Raw genomic sequence first — 18,142 nt, forward strand, 5'->3', positions numbered from 1 at the left:
TTTTAGTAGGAAGTGATTTCTATTCCACCAAAAATCACTGAACCTGTGATGATTAATTTTTTGTCGGCATTTTGAGCAACCCCTTGTTGCGCATATCTCTTATCATCTATTCCGGCTGCCAAATTGGACACACCCAACTGTACGTCCCAGTGGGGTGGAACAATGAGTTTGAGTCCCCCAAAAGCAACTGAGACTTTCAATACTGCTTGATCCTGGATATCCGCATGCATTAAGTCAATGTCTGCTCCTCCAAATACAGAGGTGACGTCCCCTCCTTTAAAATTCTTGCTCATTACTTTTCTTTTAATTCCGGTTAGAAAAGCATCTACATTGACAAAGTCGGAGCTGTACTTACCAAAGACTTTTTCATTCTCAGCAGTACTTTTATCAAAGCCTTCTTCCCAACCTTTCAAATTAAAAGATTTGTTTCTATTCTTTTTAAAAATAATATAAAGCCCCAATAAAATTAAACCGATGGGTAACAGCATAGGCCCAATATGGAAAGGTAAAAACATAAAGTCTTTCAGCAGAAAAAACCTCCAATTAAGATTATAACGACTGAGCCAGTACTCTGAAACCTGTTTTTGTAACCTGTATAAATACCTATTGCAATAAGAATCATTGGCCATGAAAATACCCAGTATGGTATAAACAAGCCCATCTGTTTGAGTAAAAGCAGTGAGCCAACCACTAAAATGATGACTCCTAATACAAAATTACCATTTCTTTTTCCATTCATGATTTTAGTTTTTTAATAATGAACGAAAGGTCTTACAATCGAACTTCTTTTCAAAAACCATATCGGTTAAGGAAAAAATAATACCGTTAAACGACCTATTTTTACGGTTAAATGATTTTTCCCTTTTCAGCCAATAAAAAACTAGCGTAGCTTAAATCTTCTGGGGTAGTCAGCTTGATATTTTCTCTATTTCCCATGATCAGTCGAACTTCCCATCCCATGTTTTCATATACGGTAGCGTCATCCGTAAAATAAGGCTTTTCTTCTGTTAAAAAAGCTGACTTTATCCTTGCCAGTTGAAAAGTTTGTGGGGTCTGTACCAATCGAAATTCGTCTCTATTCTTAAACTGAGAACTTCCATTGGCCTTAACCTTCCTGATTGAATCTTTCAAATCTACCACAGCAATGGCACTCCCTTCTTTGGCTGCAGTCAGGTAACTTTCATGGATCACCTTTTCTGAAACAAAAGGCCTGACACCATCATGAATGGCCACCAAGCCAGCTTCATTATCAGGAATACTATTCAATCCATTTTTGACGGACCCAAACCTACTTGCCCCACCTTGAATCAATTGATGAGGTACATTGAAATTATATTCTACACAAAGTTTTTCCCAATAGTCGAATTGGCTGTTCGGCAAAACCAAAATCAAATTTAAGTCGGTATCGTAGTCATAAAACACTTGTAAGGTATGCATTAATACAGGCAAGCCTCCAATCGGCAGGAATTGCTTGGCTACTTCTCCGCCCATCCGGACACCTGAACCACCAGCCACAATTACCGCATATTTAACCTGATTATTCTTCATACCTTATTAACTTACCAAAAGCTTGGAACACACCAATGCCGATAAAACTTCTTTTTGTCCCCCGTAGGATACCGTCATGTTTTTATCGTAAGGCTCCACTTCTAAAACTTCCACTTCAACTCCTAATGCCAGTCCTTTACTATTCAGGTATTTTAAAAATTCATCTGAGGTCTTGCTAAGTGCCTTTAGAGTCACCAACTCCTCCGGCTGACAATCAGAAAGTAACCTAAACTTTTGAGTGGCAATTTCCCCGGTACTTGTTGGAATTGGGGACCCGTGTGGATCCCTCTCAGGGTAACCAAGAATTTCATCCATTCTTTCAAAAAGGCAGTTGATTGGATGTGCTCCAACTGTTCTGCGATTTCATGCACTTCTTCCCAACCAAAGCCCATCTTCTCTACCAAATACATTTCTGTAAGCCTGTGCTTTCTAATGATCATGGCAGCCATCTTTTTTCCTTTCGCTGTAATTTTAAGGGGTTTGTATTTTTCATACTCCAATAAACCCATCCCTGCTAATTTCTTTACCATACTATTAACTGAAGGAAGACTAACTTCCAGAGCTTGGGCAATACTTGTAGTATTGACATCATCAGAAGCGATGGCTTGGTTAAAAATCACTTTTAAGTAATTTTCTATAGATTGGCTGTTATTCATTGCTTTAATTATTTCAAAACAAAGATAAAAAAATATTGAAATAAATTTGTTAGACCAATCTAACTATTTAAATTTGCCTTGACTAAATCCAAAATAAATTTCATAAAAAACAAGCTGTTTCAGGTGATTTCCACAGGCTTAAGATTTGCTCAGCTTAGAAATCCCCAAATTGCAACAGAAATATATTTTAAAGAAAAAGAATGTTCGATATCCTCGTTGACTATTTAAGTAGTATTGCCCCGGCTTATGCCGCACTTATAGCTACCACATTTACCTGGTTTGTCACTGCTGTGGGAGCTGCTTTCGTATTTTTCTTTAAGAAATTGAACCGACCTTTTTTAGACACCATGATGGGTTTTACTGGAGGGGTGATGATTGCTGCAAGTTTTTGGAGCCTCTTGGCCCCTGCCATCAATATGACTGAGGGTGAAAGCTTTGCAAAGGTTATTCCTGCCGCCATAGGATTTTTGGCGGTTCCATGTTTATTTTTGTCTTGGATAAGATATTACCCCATGTCCATATCAATTTCAAAAAACAGAAGGAATTAAAACACCTTGGCAAAGAACAACCCTTTTGGTATTGGCCATCACCATGCATAACATCCCTGAAGGTTTGGCTGTAGGAGTACTTTTTGGTGGGGCTGCCTCCGGTGTTCCCGAGGCCAGTATTGCCGGTGCTTTGATTCTTGCCATAGGAATAGGTTTGCAAAACCTTCCTGAAGGAATAGCTGTAGCCGTTCCTCTAAGAAGAATGGGATTAAGCAGAAGGAAAAGTTTTATGATGGGGCAAGCTTCCGCTTTGGTTGAACCCATTGCAGGGGTATTGGGTGCCGTAGCTGTTTCCATTTTCACCCCTATACTTCCCTATGCTTTGGCCTTTGCTGCCGGAGCCATGATATTTGTAGTAATTGAGGAGGTAGTTCCTGAATCGCAGCAGGATGGAAACACCGACTTGGCCACTATGGGCTTCATCGGTGGTTTTATCATCATGATGGTCTTAGATGTGGCGCTTGGATAAATAAAATTTACCTCCCCTGTTGTACTTCCGGATTAACAGGATATGGCAGAGGATCTCCATTTAGTCCGGCAATGATATTCTCAACAGCACATGTGGACATTTTATCTCTGGTTTCCTTTGTCGCAGATCCAATGTGCGGAAAGACTACAGCATTGTCCATTTCCAATAAAGGATTATCTTTAGACATGGGCTCCGGATTGGTAACATCCAAGCCTGCTCCCCAAATAACCTGCTTTTTCAAAGCTTCAATAAGTTCATCCTCCTTATGTACACCTCCACGGGCTGTATTGATAAAGATCGCTGAAGACTTCATTTTCTTGAATTGCTCCATACCAAACATACCTTTGGTTTCCGGGGTCAAAGCTGTATGCACAGAAACTACATCGCTTTTTGCCAAAAGCTCATCCATACTGACAAGTTTGGCTCCCAGTTCTTGTTCAGCTTGCGCATTGACTCCTCGGTTATGGTAGAGGATTTTCATCCCCCAAGACTGGGAACAAATCTTGGCCAACTCTGTTCCAATTCTTCCTAAACCTACAATTCCTAAGGTCTTTCCGGCCAAGTCAAAACCAAGATCTTGGGTAGGTTGAGAGGCTCCCCACTGACCTTTTTTTATTTTTTTATGTAGAAATAGTGCTCTTCTTGCTACGGTTAGCATCAATAAGAGCGCCGTTTCAGCTGTTGCTTTGTTCAATACATTGGGAGTATTACCTATAGGTATTCCGTTTGCCGTTGCTGCTTTTATATCGACACCGTCAAACCCAACTGAATGAAGTGCCACCACCTTTAGGTGATTGCATTCCTTGAAAAATCTGCATCCAATCCAGCCTGACCAACGCTTAAAAAGCATCATGGCCTTTGCAAAACTGAATGGCTTGACCTCTATCCAATATAGGTTTCTCTTTCCATACAGTATATTCAATGCCTGCCTCTTCAAGCAATTTAAATCCAACCTCGGGAATTATCTTATTTATAAAAACTTTCATGAATCTTGAGTTTATCACAAAAAGGTGTACAACAATTAATAAAGGCGGGATATCCCGCCTTTATTGTAATTTACTTCACATACCTAAAATCAAAATTTAGGTCAAAATCTTTTAAGAAAGCTATCATCAAATCTATTACGTTTTTAATATCCTCCTTACTGGCTGTTTCTACAGTGGTATGCATGTATTTTAAAGGCAATGAAATCAAAGCTGCCGGCACTCCTCCATTTGAGTAGGCAAAAGCATCAGTATCAGTTCCCGTACTCCTAGATGAAGCAGATCTTTGAAAAGGAATGTCTTCTTTCTTTGCACTATCGATAATCAAATCCAATAACTTCTTATGCACTGCTGCTCCACAGGTTAATACAGGGCCTTTACCGGCTGTATAATCACCGCTGGCAATTTTACTGTACATGGGTGCGGTAGTATCATGACAAACATCCGTGATGATAGCTACATCAGGCTTGATCCTAGCGGCAATCATCTCTGCTCCCCTTAAGCCTATTTCTTCCTGCACGGCATTGACTATATACAAGCCAAACGGTAATTCCACTTTTTGCTCCTTCAATAATCTAGCCACTTCTGCAATCATGTATCCACCAATGCGATTGTCAAGAGCCCTCCCGAATAGAATTTTTTATTCAATTCAGTCAACTCGTCATTAAAAGTAATGACACTTCCTACGTGAACACCCATTTCCAGTACTTCCTCTTTTGACCTGGCTCCAATATCAATGAAAATATTTTCCATTTTAGGCGTCTCTTCTTTCGCTTTGTCTCTGACATGTATGGCCGGCCAGCCGAAAACCCCGGGCACCACACCTTTGTCTGTATGAATATTGACACGCATCGAAGGGGCAATCATATGGTCTGATCCTCCATTTCTTATCACATAAATGTATCCCTCCGGAGTAATGTAATTTACGAACCAGCTAATTTCATCCGCATGCGCTTCGATGACAACCTTAAATTTTGCATCAGGATTGATCACCCCCACTGCAGTTCCATAAGCATCTGTAAAATAATCATCCACAAAAGGTTTAATATAATCCAACCAAATTTGCTGGCCGGAAGCTTCAAAACCTGTTGGAGAGGCATTGTTTAGGTATTTGTAAAGAAATTTTTCGTTAGTATTCATATTGTGTTTTAATTGTATCTGGTGCTTGACCACAAAATAGCTGCCATTAATCCAATAACTGACTAAAGTTAAAGTGCAATCGAAGCTATTCGGTTAATCAATCGGGATAAAGTTACAAACAAGATTGATAGCGCAAAAATACTGTTTGCAACAATCTTAATTAGAAATTAAATATATTACTTTTTAGTGGGTAAAGTTGATTTTTCACCTTTTCAAAAACCTTGATTGACAGGTAATGGTAAAAATTCAAGCCATTCTCGTATTAAGGAAAACTACTATTTTAATTGATATTCGGTTTTGATTTGTTATATTAAAGCATGAACAGATTAATATTAGTCTTGATTTTATTGTTTTCAATTTCCTGTGAGCAAGGAATTGAGAACAATGATTATATCATTATCCAAAAAGAGGATTTCACATTAATCCCCTTACAATCAAACAAATATTTTTTCGAGGAAATCATCAACCCTTCTAATATCGGATTAGTTGACGACAAAATTCTGATCTCTGAAGCATGGAGAGTACCTGAGGAACATCCCCGTATTCATATTGTCAATTCCACGGATTGGACTTATAATAAACCAAAGGGGAAACATGGTGAAGGCCCTTTAGAATTGATTGATGCTAGTTTGTTTTATAAAGGAGAAAATCCTGATACTTTTTGGACCTATTCGATGAATAGGAGGAAATTGGTCGAATATTCGATGTCAAACCTTACACTTCTTGGGAAAAGTGAATGGAAAATGACTGAGCCAATGATGGATCTTTGGTTTTTTACTCAGGCTACTGACAGTAGTTTCTTGGGAATATCAAGAGTGAGTGAAAATCGAATTCTGGAGTTTGATAAAGAAGGAAATAGAATCGGAGGATATGGAAATTGGGAAAAGGTAAAGGATAGACCTGAGCTGAATTATACTCAACTAGCAGTATTAAATGGCGGTTTTTTTAAAGGAAATGCTGAGGAAGGTCTCTTTATTAGAGTAGGACTTTTCAGGGATAGGCTTGAGATTTTTAACAACCGAGACAAATCCTTTATCATCATAGATGGGCCGGACTTGGAATTGCCAGCATTTGAAATAATTGGAAATGAGTTATACCTGGGACCAGACCCTCACTTTCGCTATAGAGATGCTGTTGTTACTAAAAACTACATTTTCGCATTGTACGGTGGAGTAAGCCACTCTGATTTCAACAAAACATCAGTTTTGGCTACACAAATCTGGGTTTTTGACCACATGGGACAGCCCCTATATAACTTAAAATTGGATAGATCACTTATCAATTTTGTGATTAATGAGGGAACAAATGAAATCTATGGGTTGACTACAGATGAAGACCCCGGGATTGCAGTTTATACTATACCAAAGGAACTTTTATAAAGAAAATATCAGCTATCAAAAGTAATTACCAATCTTATTGATTGGTATCCAAAGCATTTTCATTTTTAGCAATGCTTTCCATTAACTCCGGTGCTAAGCTTGTGATAGTATTGGTCAATTCACCTAAAGCTGACATATTGGAAAGGATGATCACCCCATTTTCTATTCATTGAGCCACCCATTCAACAATTTCCGGGTTAGCATTGAGGATAGCACAACATTACTTTTCAGACATCACAAAATCAAAAATTCCCTGAATCCCTTAACTGCAAGGTATTGACTATTGTTGGAGTAATTTTCACTTGGATCAAATAATACAGATTGCATGCCTAGCTCTTCTGCTGCCTTTATTTCTGATTGAATATCATCCCCTAAAACCAGAACTTCATGAGGGGACAATTGATATTTCAATAACATTTCGACAAAAACATCTTTCTTTGTACGATTTGAAACCAAAGGATCTACAATATTAATTTGTTCAAAGTCATCCTGAATTCCTAGTGCATTTATCTTACTTTTTTGTAAATTAGTAAAACCTGTGGTTACCAGAAACTTTTTAAAAGGCACCTTCCTAACAAGTGAATAACTTTCAAAAGGAAAGATCTTCCCTTGATATTTTAATTGACTTAGGTACTTTATACATTCCCGATACAGCTGTGGGCTGAAATCATAACGCTTCGCCACTACTTGGAAAGGTAATCTCTGGAGATCATTTTTAATTGAGACAAAATTCTTTTTTAATTCATGGCGATTTCCAAGTTGCCTATAAAGTCCTCCAAATAATTGCGGTGCAATTGATGCTACGGAGTAAATGGTATTGTCCAAATCAAATACCAGCGCTTTTATAGCGTTTTTTTTATAGTCATTAAGGAGTTATTTTTCATTCCAAGAATCGAGTCCCAGTAATTTCCTTCCCAGCCTGCTTAATTTAGCAATCTCATGATTTTGCTCTCTTCGAGCAGGGTCCCCCGAAAGCATGTCCTTCAGGAACCAGCTTTTCTTTCCACGATCTTATTCTCCAATCCCTCATGGCATGATTTTCCTCTTCGGCAGGAATCATTGATATGTATTGTGCTATCCTTACCTTTTTGGAATAATTTGGCCGAATTCCATGAGGAAGCATACTATTAAATATGAGTAAATCTCCGGCATTTAATTTTACCTTTGTCAAATCAAACCCTGAGATATCGGGCTTAAAGCGATCCCTGTCTTTAGGTTGTGTATGTTTCCATTCCTCATAGGTACGATACAATTCAGGGATACACTGAAATCCGCCCATATTTTCATCTACCTGATCGGCAAGTGCCAGTACACCCTGAACATTTTGTGGTTTTGTTTCTGGGTCGTAATCCCAGTGAATAAACCCTTTGTAGGAAAACTCGGGCCGAATTGGAAAATTTAAGTTAGCCCTATCAATCGTAACCCATAGTTTCTCGGTTCCCCAAATATCAGCGAAAGCGGCATGAATACGCGGACACTGTCGATTGTCCCATAGGTATTGGTGGTTGTAAATTTCAACCATTCCGGTGTTGGTCAGCTCTTTCATCTTCATTTCTGGAGATGGCTTATACCATGTATTCGGATCATCCGGAGATTTACCTTCATATTGCCACAAAAAATCTTCAAGTTTTTTCACCTGATTTTTGGTACAGCATCCTTAATGACCACATATCCATTGTGAATCCAGAAGTTCCAATCTTCCTCAGTTAAAACACTTAAGGGTGCACCGCCACTCCGGTCATTTAATCTTTTTTTACTAGAGGTGGCAATTGATGGGTTTCCCGGAATGTTTCCATGGCCCGTATTTTTTTGTTGCTTGGTTTGAACATTACTATTCATGACATTTTATATTTAGTGTACATTACAAATGTACCTGCTTGACTTAAGAAAAATATCACTGACATTAACCAATACTTGCACTGTATTGACAGATTTTCCTTACATTTAATTGAAAAACAAGCAAATTAGCAATAAATGAAAATTATTAAAGAAGAAGTAGCCTTTAATAAGAACTCCTCCATAAAGATTTTCTCTCCCCGGTTAAAACATTATTTCTACTGGCATTACCATCCGGAAATAGAATTGGTTTACGTTGAGGCAGAATCAGGCATCAGCCATGTTGGCAAAAATATTTCCACTTTTGAAGGAAGTGAGTTGATACTCATAGGAGGAAACGTCCCTCATTTAAATTTCGACTATAGAATGGAAACCACTTACCATCAAGTAGTTGTACAATTTAAAAATGATTTTATTCCTAATACCATTGCTGCCACACCTGAGTTTGGCAGCATAAACCACCTTATGGAAAGAGCTTATATGGGTTTGAGATTTTATGGAAACACAAAAACATCAGTAGGAAAACTATTAAAAGACATAAAAACTGAAAACACATACCTTTCTCTTATAGAGATTATGAATATACTCCAGCTACTTTCTGTATCCAGTGAGGTCGAAACCCTTAATACAGAAGACACACGGGTAAAATTCTATTTGAATGATAAGATAAGGATGGGAACCATTTATAATTATATCCACGAAAAATACGATAAGAAACCCGATGTAAATGAATTAGCAGAAAGGGTACATTTAAGCACTCCAGCATTTTGCAGGTATTTTAAAAAACAAACCAACCTGACATTTACAGCATTCGTAAACCAATACAGGATAAGTCAAGCAAGAACCATGTTGCTACACCAACATAAAATTTCAGACACCTGCTTTGCTGTAGGATTCGAAAGTTTATCTTACTTCAATCAGGTGTTTAAAAGAATAACCGGTGAATCTCCTTCTTCTTTTCAAAAAAACACCAGAAGAAATATTAAATCCCTGCATTTTCTTTTCCGGAATCTCCGGCCATGACATCCATCAATTCCGGCCCCAACTCGTTTATCTTTTGAGTTAGTTTGCCTAAAGCTGTTATATTCGATAAAATGATGACTCCTTTCTTTTGCCCTACATCTAATATCATAGAAGAAGTATAGCCCCCTGTTCCTCCATTGTGCCAATTCCATTCCTCTCCCGACTCCGTTTGGATAACACTCCAACATAAAGCCATAGAATAACTTTCGTTTACTTTAAAAAAGGCCGTTCGCGAAAGAACCAAAGCTTGGTTTGAACTGTCAAATTGTGCCAAGGCAAATTTTGACAAATCATTTACCGAGGATAAAATTCCACCAGCCCCCATAAGCACAGACATGTCCCAATTGGACACCTCTTCCCCTTCATCATTCAGCCCCTTAACCAACTTATCCTCTACCTTGCTCCTGATTGTAGTTGAAGCATTCATCTCGAATTTAGAAAAAATCTCCTTTTGAAGCATCTCTTCGTAAGTCATCTGCGCTTTATTGCTCAGCACATAACCAAGCATTCCTACGCCAAGATTTGAGTAGTCAGAAACCTCCCCAGGTTGATGCATCATTATCAATTCTTGGGTCAGATAGGTTTTAAGCTCCTTTTCCCCAAAATCCTTGTAAGGGTTTTCTAAGCTTAAGGCCTCTAGACTTGCAGGCACCCTGGGCAGTCCGGAAGTATGGGTAGCCAATTGCTTTAGGGTAATTTTAACATCATTTCTCAAAGGATAACCTAAATACTTATTAATTTGATCATCCAAATTCACTTTATAATCTATCAAATAGTTGGCTAGTAAAGTACCTGTAAAAACTTTCGTGATAGATCCAATTTCAAAAACCCTATCTTGATTTTGACTGAATACTGTTGAATCTTGTTCCCGTTTGACCCCTACAAAATTAACCTTCCCATTTTCAATAAGGGCAATAGCAAGCTCAGCTTGATTTGGCAATACCTTCACCTTATCAAGGATTAATTCATATTGTGCTTCAGTCAATGTTTTCGCTACTATGACCTGAGATTTGGACGTTTTTGTTTCTGAACTACCACAGCTTTGAATAGCTACAACTAGAAATAATATCAATAAACATTTATTCATTTGTATATGGGAATATCCCTTAAAGATTTACGGAAATCAGAAAACATGATTACAGTCATTTTTTTATTTTTTGCTATAAACACACATAGGATTGCAGCAATCAGGGTAAATAATGTCCCAAAAACTAACTCTAGGATGTTCTCTGAAAATAAGTTCCCGAAAGTATTCAAAGAAAAAAACAAGGCAAAAACCCAAATCAGAACATCTATTATTCTGTTTGGTTTATGGTTCAGGAGATTTTGATACTTGATAATCAATACTGTTATCATAAAGACATTCACCAGTATGGAAAAGGTTTCAAAAGTTTTCATTTCCTCTACCGAATTGAGTCTGCCGGCCCATACCTTATCAAAAGGAATAAACTCAAAGAAGATCAAAAAATGATAGATTAAAACTGCTCCTAACAAGCCAAACATAAATTCTAAAGCCCTCTTCTTACTCATTGACAAATAGTATTAATATGATTTTTTATAAAATATTAGATATATCAAACCAAAAAGGTTTTCATTCAATCTTAAACTTCTCCAATCATCACATTGACCCCACCTGTGGCAAAGTTGGGAATATCATTTACTGCGGCTTGCCCTTCAGGAGTAGCCATTTGCTTTTGCAATTCCTCTAGTGATTTGAAGTACAATTCTGCCATTCTATAATGAATAGGGTTACCTCCATCGGGAGTTCCTACAAACTTTGTAAACTCCACCTTGCTTAGACCTTTGATTTTAGCAGCAATCGGAAGGTGTGTTTCTGAATAATAGGTCTCAAAGGCCTCCGGATCTTTCGGATGACCATACATTACGACTAATTTTACCATGGTTTTAAATATAATATTTAGGTTATTTTTTCCTCTACCCCTTAATAATACTTCAAAAAAATCAAGAATTTATTTAGGAATAATAATCTTTTCAAGATAGGGATTTTTCACATAGTGATAGCTTGAACATGAAGAAATGATCACAGGTAAGAACCTCTTTTAACCTGACTTTCAATTAATCAGTTAATATTTCGATTTCCATTTGATTCCATTTGTAATAGGTACTGTGGTTATTTCCGGCATCAGACCAGATCAAAACCATCCTTTTACCATCTTTACTGATCCATTTTGGACTTAACTTAATGCCATAAGTACGGTTTTCCTCGTGATCAGGGTAAAAAGTATCTTTGTAATAAAACTGTTCCCATGGCCCCCAAGGATTTTCAGCATACCAAAACCCAATGCTTCCCGGAAGCGGACAGTCCCTACACCAGCCGTCCCAGTATTCTTTACTTGGATCCTTTATCCCATAACTGGTCATGATAAATAAATCAAGGCCGGCATTGTACACTACACTAGGAAACCAACTGGACCACATCCATTTTTCACCTTGCCCTGCCTCAGGATACTTAATGGTAACACCTCTCTGACTCATGTCTGAAGTCCAAATAGGTTGGCCATTATTGATCCCTTGAAAATATTCATAAGCTGGTTTTTCCAAAATTTTATCCTTATGTACCCTTGCTAAAGCCAGGTTTCGGGGATCATATTGTTCAGGTGAGTACATATAAATATATTCATCTTTTGCTGCTGAATTAGCCTTTCCATTTTGCAAAAAAGCGATCCAGTTAAAGGCATAGGCATCCTTCCCCTCCTTAGGCCTTGGGTCTTCCTTATTGAAGAAAAACGCGGTTGAATCTAATTCTTGAAAGGACTTATAGGTCTCTAAAGTTCCATCCCAACGGTAAACCGTTTTACCAAAATCTTTTGTATACAAAAGCCTATTGGCCGTGGCCCTCCGGTACCAAGTATCGGTTTCACTTCTCCAAAGCCACATGTAAATAGTACTATCTACTGCCAAAGTGCCATAACCATACAATGGAGAATCCACTAAACTTACAGGCCATCCAGGCATTTTTTTAACGTCATTTTTGATAAAATTTTGATCACCGGAAATCTGCAGGAACATTGAGCCTTCCCAATCTGCTAAACTATTTAATTTCTCTGAGCTCCCCCACCATCCATTACCATCATCCAAAATTGTATAAACATTGTCATCAATGGCCCAGGTTTGGCACCAGTTATCACCAAAATTCCCTTTGCGTTGAAGCGTAGAGGAATCGAAACGTACACTTACCGGTTTTGTCTGCGACAAGATTGAAAAAGAAGTCATTACAAATAAAACGAGAACTAAATATTTTTTAGATTTCATAAACCTTAGGTTACACAGATAACGGAGGCCATAGCCGGTAAATAGGGGTGGCTCTATTACCATCCTTTTTTAGCTAGAGATGGTTGGAAAATTATTCTTCAACAATTTTAAATATATCAGACCAAAATACATAAAAATTACCAACCACTCAAAAACAAGAAAAAATCAACTTATTCATTATCTATAGAATGATAATATAAAAATGTTTGGACACAATTTCAAAAGTTTATTTTGTTTGCCTTAGTCTTAATTAAATAAAATTTATAAATTATTATTTTTTAAATTACCACCATAAATTAACATGAAATCTTTCTCCTTTATCACTTTATTTCTATTACTCAATTTTTTAAATGATGGATATTGCCAATCACCGGGAGAGTATGCTCCAAATCCTTACGCTGTACCTACTTATGAATGTGCCAGTTTGTATTGGACTACGCCTGAGGAGGGGATGTGTACTGTAAAATATAAGAAAGCATCGGGCTCCAACTGGACTCAGGGGCTTGACCTTGTTTTTGATGATAGAGACGGCCAATATAGAGGAAGCATTGTCGGTCTAAGCCCTGGCACTGAATACCTAGTAGAACTATCCAACGGTCAGGCTAAAACTGCCATAAATTTTACTACTCGAACAGACCAATTTCCAATTGGAAAGATCACTTACCTTCCAGAAGGTGAATCGACAGACCCGATCATTATTACAGAATCCGGGACCCCGGAAGGCTATCATTTAATCACAGTTCCTGAAAACTCTCGTTCCGTGCTAAATATGGGCAATGTTAGCAATGAAGGCATACAAATTGATGCAGATTATGTAATCGTCCGTGAAATAGAAATCCGAAATGCAAAAGTAGACGGTATTCGCATTAAGGAAAACAGACATGATATCGTCATCGAACAGTGTTTCATCACCTTTTGGGGCAGAATTGGTGGCCCCATTACTTATGGAAACCTGGAAGGTAGTACAGACAGTGGAATTAAAGCAGAAAATGGCACACGGAACCTGACCATCCAAAGAAACCTTATTGAAGCCCCAAGAGGCGCCTCAAATGATTGGGAAACAGGCCATCCGGCAGGACCTCAAGGTATCACAATTAGCCAAAGTCTGGGTGGGAACGTGATCCGTTACAACGATATCCTTTCAACTGAGGATCATGGATTCAACGATGCTATCGGTGGTGGTTCAAATTATTCCAATGTGGGCAACATGAACCGGGACTCGGATATTTATGGCAATCTAATCCGTAGTGTTTGGGATGATGCCATCGAAGTCGAAGGAGCCAATATGAATGTTCGGGTGTTTGCCAACTACGCCCATCAGTTTTTTAATGGAATAGCTACAGCATCTACCACGAAAGGGCCAATTTACATTTATAGAAATGTAGTAGGAGAAAGTAGGGTGGGACATAGAAACTCCAGTGGAGGAGCATTTATTAAAACAGGAGAACGGGAACCATTCGCAGGGGGAAGAAGATATGTTTTTCACAATACAGTAGTGCAGCCGATGGGAGTCTCCCATGCTTTCTCAGGCCATGGCATCTCCAATACGGTGACAAGAAATAATATCTTTGATGTACCTGGAAGACTGGCGGCTGACCGTGAAACAGTGGATAATAGTGATTATGACTACGATTACTTTTCAGGCCTATCACTTGGAGTGGCCAAAGAAAAAATAGGATTAAATTCAGCACCACTCCTTCTGCTACTAGACTCTATCAAACTTCCTATTCCTTGGAATACTTCCCTCGAACTTGGATCAACTCTATCATCTGGGGACGAAAACCCTATCAGTTCGGTGATGTCAAAAGAAATATTACAGACCCAGTGGTTCAAATCCGCAACCCATTGATTGATAGCGGTATCAAAATCCCGGGATTTAATACCGATTTCAAGGGAGAGGCTCCGGACCTTGGTGCTTTTGAAGTAGGAACTGCTCCACTGGAATTTGGTAGACGTGCCTATTTGGCCCACGATGAAGGGTGGCCTGCATGGGAGAGATAGAAAGTAGCCTTGATTAAAATTAAAAGCTTATAGTTTATAGCTGAGGTTTATCAGGGATGTATCCGAATAAACCTATTCTCAGTCGTTTAACCCAAAAAGAGTGCAATAGACAATCTATTGCACTCTTTTTGATTAAACCTTACTCAGCACAATCAATTACAAATGGCGAATCTATATTGGTTATTCCCCGATTATAATATAACCTCCATTTGCACCTGAAAACCTTACTTCAGTACTAGAAATATCTTCGGTATCTACAGACAAATCCCCAGAACATATTACCAATGGTCTGGTTTTAAAAGGTTGCGTAAACTCCAGCGTTTCACCACCTACAGCCAATCCTGTAAGCCTTCGCTCTGAACTAAGATTTGAACGGGAATCGTAACTGAAAAGACTTAAAACATCTACTGCTGCATCTTTCGCCTGCACCCGAATTTTATGTAAACCAAACCCTAGGTTCAATATACCCTTCCGATTTTCCAGGTAATTGACCTTTTTATCAGTATCGGTAAAGCCAATATTACAAGCTTGCGTCTGCATAAGTTGGTCATCCACGAATATTTCAAGCGTTCCGGCATCCGGATGGTCTACCCAAGCCACAGAAATATCAGTACATACCACTTCAATTTCGATGTACTTTCCGGGTTTAAGAGAAATTTTCTCCGTACCATAAGGAGCTCCCCATTCTGAATGGAACGGTTCTATTGTTTGCCCCATCAAATTCCAGTTTGGATTTGAAACAGGAAAAAAGCGTCTGTTTGGGTTTATTTTGGAATCTACATAGGTTAATTTGGCATTCTCTCCTGCTATTTCAAGTATATGCCTATCCCCTAAACTGGTTCGCCCAAACCTGAACATGGAATTGCGTAGGTTAAATAATGGACTAGACCTTCTAGATGAAAATTTCTCCCCATCTACATAGGGAACAGGAGGCTCACTGTCTGTTTTGCCCCAACTATTTATGGCATTGTCTTCAAATATAAATCTATTGGTCTTAATTCTTGGGCTGGTGGAATCAAAAGTTACCATATCCCCTTCCCAACCATAGCTATTCGGGTGAAGCCTTTCAGGCAATTGAAGTTGAGCTTGTCCGGCAAAAATCGGATTCCAGCATTCGAAAGCTTTCTCCAATTGTTTAAACCAAAGATAATGGCTGGCTGCTTGTGGATGTCCATCAGAAGGTACCAATGAATACTTGTTCCCCCAACCTGTAAGATCATCAGCAATTTTAGGGTAATCCATATAGGGGATCTGATATCTAAGAGATAGGGCCTGAAGATCTACTGTATTCGGCGTATATTTACCCTGATTTTGATAAGGGCTAAACAAAAATTCCGTATGAGGATAATTTTGTTGAATCCACCGTATGGCTCCTTCAAAAACAGCAACCTCGTCCGGAGTGTCTGTTTTCTCATTGGCACCACTTCCAAAAATTACGAGGTCTGGCCTGGCACCTTCTCTTCGGCTAAATAAATCAGGATATAAATCTTCCCACCTTCCCCCTCTTTATGGCCATTCAAACCAGGATTGGGTGGTATTGATAAAGAAAAATATTGCTGTAGCCCTGAGTGTGATTCACCAATACTCGATCCATCAGCCGCCATAAAATTCAGGCATATTTTATCAGCAGTTAAATTGAATTTTCTCATAAGCTCAAGTTTCAGCCTTCCTGCATAACTGTAATAATGCCTCCACTCTCCATAATAGCCGTCAAGATCCTCTCTACCTGCTTTTTCTGCATCAAACAGCCCTCCTGAAAGCGGTTGTTTGAAGGTAGAAGAACTCGGATCTTCATCGTACATGTACATGGGAGGATTAGCACTTCCCCGATCAATACTAGATCCCATAACAATAACGTGAATGGCTTCTCCTTTCCACAACTTTTGAATTGTCCTAGGAATGTACCTGTAGTTTGGCCTCATCTCTCTAGTAGGATGAATACTATTTTCATAAACCCCTTTAACACTTAGCCTTGGTGCATATACCCAGACAGTATCGGATAAGCTCATATTTTCAAATTCCACCTGAATCCCAACAGTATTTATATCTTTAGAACCTGATATGTTTCCAACCCCTGCTTTACCTATAATCGAGGCATTCTCTACCATAAGATTAATCCTTCCCACTTGTTCTAACTGAGTACTATATTCTTTTGCTACCACCAGTTCTCCTCTTGAATGCTTGGGAAAACTACGACTGTCTTTCATTCCAAAGTCTTTAGGACTCCACTCACCATCTTCACTATCTGTTTTCATCACCTTAATTGCAGACTTTAGTTGACCTGAAGCTTTCTGATATCCATGTACGGATAAATTCAGCTCATCCCCATAGGACAAACCTGCCTCGGGAAGTGTAATAAATTGCCATATCTTTTTTCCGGGACTTATCGCTACCAAGTTATGGGTTGAAAAATCAGGTCTTATGGGTTTTGAGACATGTGATTCGCGTATTACTTCAATATCTCCCCACGCTTCAGTATTCCAGAAAGCTACATTATGTGATTTAAAATCTGAAGCTATCCCCGTACGATGACTCATAAAGGAATGGAACTCAAAAGAGGGGTTTAAAATCAGGTTTTCTTTTTCTTCTTCAACTCCTGATGAGAAGGGTATTACTTTATTAATTGTCAGCGTACTTAAGCCCAATAACAGTAATGCAATCTTTAGTGGATGCCTCATTTACAAATTTATATGGTACATGAAAATATTATTTATTAGGCTTTATACAGTATTTTCCAATCGGGAAATAAAAGACACTAAAGTCAACTGTAAAAACATTTTAATCAAAATATTATTGCAATAAAAGCTTTAAAAATACCAATAAAAACTGATTTATAATAATTATTCTAAAATATATCACTAGATTTATTTCATGAGCAATTGACTGATTTATTGCTAAATGTTTTCTACTCCCAATTGATTTTTGCCACCAATTCATCTCCCAAACTAACGCTTAAAAAATTGCGGTGCTTACCTAAATTTATGCTACTCCTAAGTTCAATTTATTGTTGTACAACTAACACTCGTGGATGAGCTAAAATGTTACAAACTAAATTAAAAAAACAATTATTTTACTAGTAGATTCACTATTTTGCTAAATTGAAAGGTTTCAGCAATCCATAGCAAAATCACAGGAATAAAATTTTACTGTAAATCAATTCCACAGTACCATTCACTACAGGACTAGGCTTTACCTTCTTTACGTAATAACTAATACACCTTAAATGAAAAACCTAAAATTCCAAAGCCTGATTTATGGCATGCTCTTATTATTCATCGGGGCACCA

Annotated in this window: 20 protein-coding genes and 2 pseudogenes; 6 read left to right on the plus strand and 16 right to left on the minus strand. The window is 38.2% G+C overall.

What is annotated here, in order from left to right; translation table 11 throughout:
• Nucleotides 1–2: 2 nt before the first annotated feature.
• The 5 genes from WG932_RS15080 to WG932_RS15100 all read right to left on the minus strand — a co-directional run bounded on the left by WG932_RS15080 (nt 3) and on the right by WG932_RS15100 (nt 2,204).
• Nucleotides 3–515 (minus strand): hypothetical protein, encoded by a 513-nt coding sequence (locus WG932_RS15080; RefSeq protein ID WP_483088502.1) that lies wholly within the window; start codon nt 513–515, stop codon nt 3–5.
• A gap of 8 nt (nt 516–523) precedes the next feature.
• A complete protein-coding gene (locus tag WG932_RS15085; protein ID WP_483088503.1) occupies nt 524–739 on the minus strand; it encodes a LiaF transmembrane domain-containing protein in 216 nt (71 codons plus the stop codon).
• 107 nt (nt 740–846) lie between these two features.
• Nucleotides 847–1,548 (minus strand): 2-C-methyl-D-erythritol 4-phosphate cytidylyltransferase, encoded by a 702-nt coding sequence (locus WG932_RS15090; protein WP_014018900.1) that lies wholly within the window; start codon nt 1,546–1,548, stop codon nt 847–849.
• Between the two features lie 6 nt (nt 1,549–1,554).
• Entirely contained in the window at nt 1,555–1,743 is a 189-nt protein-coding gene (locus tag WG932_RS15095) for a FeoA domain-containing protein (protein WP_483088653.1), read from the minus strand.
• Nucleotides 1,740–2,204: a metal-dependent transcriptional regulator gene (locus WG932_RS15100; RefSeq protein ID WP_483088504.1), complete on the minus strand. Its 465-nt coding sequence runs from the start codon at nt 2,202–2,204 to the stop codon at nt 1,740–1,742. Before WG932_RS15100 ends, WG932_RS15095 begins: the two co-directional genes overlap by 4 nt.
• A 200-nt stretch (nt 2,205–2,404) precedes the next feature.
• On the opposite strand from WG932_RS15100, the gene WG932_RS15105 reads away from it, so the two are divergent.
• Nucleotides 2,405–2,752 carry a ZIP family metal transporter gene (locus WG932_RS15105; RefSeq protein WP_483088505.1) on the plus strand — a complete coding sequence of 116 codons (348 nt, stop codon included), beginning with the start codon at nt 2,405–2,407 and terminating at the stop codon, nt 2,750–2,752.
• A 25-nt stretch (nt 2,753–2,777) separates the two neighbouring features.
• A complete protein-coding gene (locus WG932_RS15110) occupies nt 2,778–3,221 on the plus strand; it encodes a ZIP family metal transporter (RefSeq protein ID WP_483088506.1) in 444 nt (147 codons plus the stop codon).
• Nucleotides 3,222–3,228: 7 nt separating this feature from the next.
• Here WG932_RS15110 and WG932_RS15115 read toward each other — a convergent pair whose 3' ends face one another.
• The 3 genes and pseudogenes from WG932_RS15115 to WG932_RS15125 form a co-directional block, all read right to left on the minus strand.
• Nucleotides 3,229–4,074, minus strand: a complete 846-nt coding sequence (locus tag WG932_RS15115) for a 2-hydroxyacid dehydrogenase (RefSeq protein WP_483088507.1) — start codon at nt 4,072–4,074, stop codon at nt 3,229–3,231.
• Nucleotides 4,061–4,207: a hypothetical protein gene (locus WG932_RS15120; RefSeq protein ID WP_483088508.1), complete on the minus strand. Its 147-nt coding sequence runs from the start codon at nt 4,205–4,207 to the stop codon at nt 4,061–4,063. The genes WG932_RS15115 and WG932_RS15120 overlap by 14 nt, the downstream gene beginning before the upstream one ends.
• A 70-nt stretch (nt 4,208–4,277) precedes the next feature.
• Nucleotides 4,278–5,344: pseudogene (locus WG932_RS15125) on the minus strand (M42 family metallopeptidase).
• A 317-nt stretch (nt 5,345–5,661) separates the two neighbouring features.
• Between WG932_RS15125 and WG932_RS15130 the strand changes: the two are divergent.
• Nucleotides 5,662–6,723 (plus strand): BF3164 family lipoprotein, encoded by a 1,062-nt coding sequence (locus WG932_RS15130; RefSeq protein WP_483088509.1) that lies wholly within the window; start codon nt 5,662–5,664, stop codon nt 6,721–6,723.
• A gap of 234 nt (nt 6,724–6,957) precedes the next feature.
• On the opposite strand, the gene WG932_RS15135 is transcribed toward WG932_RS15130, so the two are convergent.
• Both WG932_RS15135 and WG932_RS15140 read right to left on the minus strand, forming a co-directional pair.
• On the minus strand, nt 6,958–7,569 hold the full coding sequence (locus WG932_RS15135; protein WP_483088654.1) for an HAD family hydrolase: 612 nt from the start codon (nt 7,567–7,569) through the stop codon (nt 6,958–6,960).
• Between the two features lie 27 nt (nt 7,570–7,596).
• Nucleotides 7,597–8,562, minus strand: a pseudogene (locus WG932_RS15140) (phytanoyl-CoA dioxygenase family protein).
• A gap of 135 nt (nt 8,563–8,697) precedes the next feature.
• Between WG932_RS15140 and WG932_RS15145 the strand changes: the two are divergent.
• Nucleotides 8,698–9,582, plus strand: coding sequence for an AraC family transcriptional regulator (locus tag WG932_RS15145; protein WP_483088510.1), 885 nt, complete (start codon nt 8,698–8,700; stop codon nt 9,580–9,582).
• Here the strand turns inward: WG932_RS15145 and WG932_RS15150 are convergent.
• From WG932_RS15150 to WG932_RS15165, 4 genes are all read right to left on the minus strand, one after another.
• Nucleotides 9,542–10,669 carry a serine hydrolase domain-containing protein gene (locus WG932_RS15150; protein ID WP_483088511.1) on the minus strand — a complete coding sequence of 376 codons (1,128 nt, stop codon included), beginning with the start codon at nt 10,667–10,669 and terminating at the stop codon, nt 9,542–9,544. The genes WG932_RS15145 and WG932_RS15150 overlap by 41 nt on opposite strands.
• Nucleotides 10,666–11,112, minus strand: coding sequence for a hypothetical protein (locus WG932_RS15155; RefSeq protein WP_483088512.1), 447 nt, complete (start codon nt 11,110–11,112; stop codon nt 10,666–10,668). Before WG932_RS15155 ends, WG932_RS15150 begins: the two co-directional genes overlap by 4 nt.
• Nucleotides 11,113–11,183: 71 nt before the next feature.
• Nucleotides 11,184–11,483, minus strand: a complete 300-nt coding sequence (locus tag WG932_RS15160) for an EthD family reductase (protein WP_014018911.1) — start codon at nt 11,481–11,483, stop codon at nt 11,184–11,186.
• A gap of 175 nt (nt 11,484–11,658) precedes the next feature.
• Nucleotides 11,659–12,798 (minus strand): hypothetical protein, encoded by a 1,140-nt coding sequence (locus WG932_RS15165; RefSeq protein WP_483088513.1) that lies wholly within the window; start codon nt 12,796–12,798, stop codon nt 11,659–11,661.
• A 358-nt stretch (nt 12,799–13,156) separates the two neighbouring features.
• Between WG932_RS15165 and WG932_RS15170 the strand changes: the two genes are divergently transcribed.
• Together WG932_RS15170 and WG932_RS15175 are read left to right on the plus strand one after the other, a co-directional pair.
• Nucleotides 13,157–14,704, plus strand: a complete 1,548-nt coding sequence (locus WG932_RS15170) for a hypothetical protein (RefSeq protein ID WP_483088514.1) — start codon at nt 13,157–13,159, stop codon at nt 14,702–14,704.
• The gene (locus WG932_RS15175) at nt 14,701–14,856 is read left to right on the plus strand and encodes a hypothetical protein (RefSeq protein WP_483088515.1); all 156 of its coding nucleotides are present in this window, start codon (nt 14,701–14,703) and stop codon (nt 14,854–14,856) included. The genes WG932_RS15170 and WG932_RS15175 overlap by 4 nt, the downstream gene beginning before the upstream one ends.
• Nucleotides 14,857–15,036: 180 nt before the next feature.
• Here the strand turns inward: WG932_RS15175 and WG932_RS15180 are convergent, their stop codons facing one another.
• Both WG932_RS15180 and WG932_RS15185 read right to left on the minus strand, forming a co-directional pair.
• Entirely contained in the window at nt 15,037–16,098 is a 1,062-nt protein-coding gene (locus tag WG932_RS15180; protein WP_483088516.1) for a hypothetical protein, read from the minus strand.
• A 191-nt stretch (nt 16,099–16,289) separates the two neighbouring features.
• Nucleotides 16,290–17,534: a hypothetical protein gene (locus WG932_RS15185; protein ID WP_483088517.1), complete on the minus strand. Its 1,245-nt coding sequence runs from the start codon at nt 17,532–17,534 to the stop codon at nt 16,290–16,292.
• Nucleotides 17,535–18,142 lie beyond the last annotated feature (608 nt).

The sequence above is a fragment of the Cyclobacterium sp. SOCE241 genome (assembly GCF_056867545.1).

Excerpts from the sequence above, each read along its gene's own strand:
- WG932_RS15080 (WP_483088502.1), bottom strand. The coding sequence starts at position 515 with ATGTTTTTACCTTTCCATATTGGGCCTATGCTGTTACCCATCGGTTTA.
- WG932_RS15085 (WP_483088503.1), bottom strand. The coding sequence starts at position 739 with ATGAATGGAAAAAGAAATGGTAATTTTGTATTAGGAGTCATCATTTTA.
- WG932_RS15090 (WP_014018900.1), bottom strand. The coding sequence starts at position 1,548 with ATGAAGAATAATCAGGTTAAATATGCGGTAATTGTGGCTGGTGGTTCA.
- WG932_RS15100 (WP_483088504.1), bottom strand. The coding sequence starts at position 2,204 with ATGAATAACAGCCAATCTATAGAAAATTACTTAAAAGTGATTTTTAAC.
- WG932_RS15105 (WP_483088505.1), top strand. The coding sequence starts at position 2,405 with ATGTTCGATATCCTCGTTGACTATTTAAGTAGTATTGCCCCGGCTTAT.
- WG932_RS15115 (WP_483088507.1), bottom strand. The coding sequence starts at position 4,074 with ATGATGCTTTTTAAGCGTTGGTCAGGCTGGATTGGATGCAGATTTTTC.
- WG932_RS15120 (WP_483088508.1), bottom strand. The coding sequence starts at position 4,207 with ATGAAAGTTTTTATAAATAAGATAATTCCCGAGGTTGGATTTAAATTG.
- WG932_RS15130 (WP_483088509.1), top strand. The coding sequence starts at position 5,662 with ATGAACAGATTAATATTAGTCTTGATTTTATTGTTTTCAATTTCCTGT.
- WG932_RS15145 (WP_483088510.1), top strand. The coding sequence starts at position 8,698 with ATGAAAATTATTAAAGAAGAAGTAGCCTTTAATAAGAACTCCTCCATA.
- WG932_RS15150 (WP_483088511.1), bottom strand. The coding sequence starts at position 10,669 with ATGAATAAATGTTTATTGATATTATTTCTAGTTGTAGCTATTCAAAGC.
- WG932_RS15155 (WP_483088512.1), bottom strand. The coding sequence starts at position 11,112 with ATGAGTAAGAAGAGGGCTTTAGAATTTATGTTTGGCTTGTTAGGAGCA.
- WG932_RS15160 (WP_014018911.1), bottom strand. The coding sequence starts at position 11,483 with ATGGTAAAATTAGTCGTAATGTATGGTCATCCGAAAGATCCGGAGGCC.
- WG932_RS15170 (WP_483088514.1), top strand. The coding sequence starts at position 13,157 with ATGAAATCTTTCTCCTTTATCACTTTATTTCTATTACTCAATTTTTTA.
- WG932_RS15180 (WP_483088516.1), bottom strand. The coding sequence starts at position 16,098 with ATGGATTACCCTAAAATTGCTGATGATCTTACAGGTTGGGGGAACAAG.
- WG932_RS15185 (WP_483088517.1), bottom strand. The coding sequence starts at position 17,534 with ATGAGGCATCCACTAAAGATTGCATTACTGTTATTGGGCTTAAGTACG.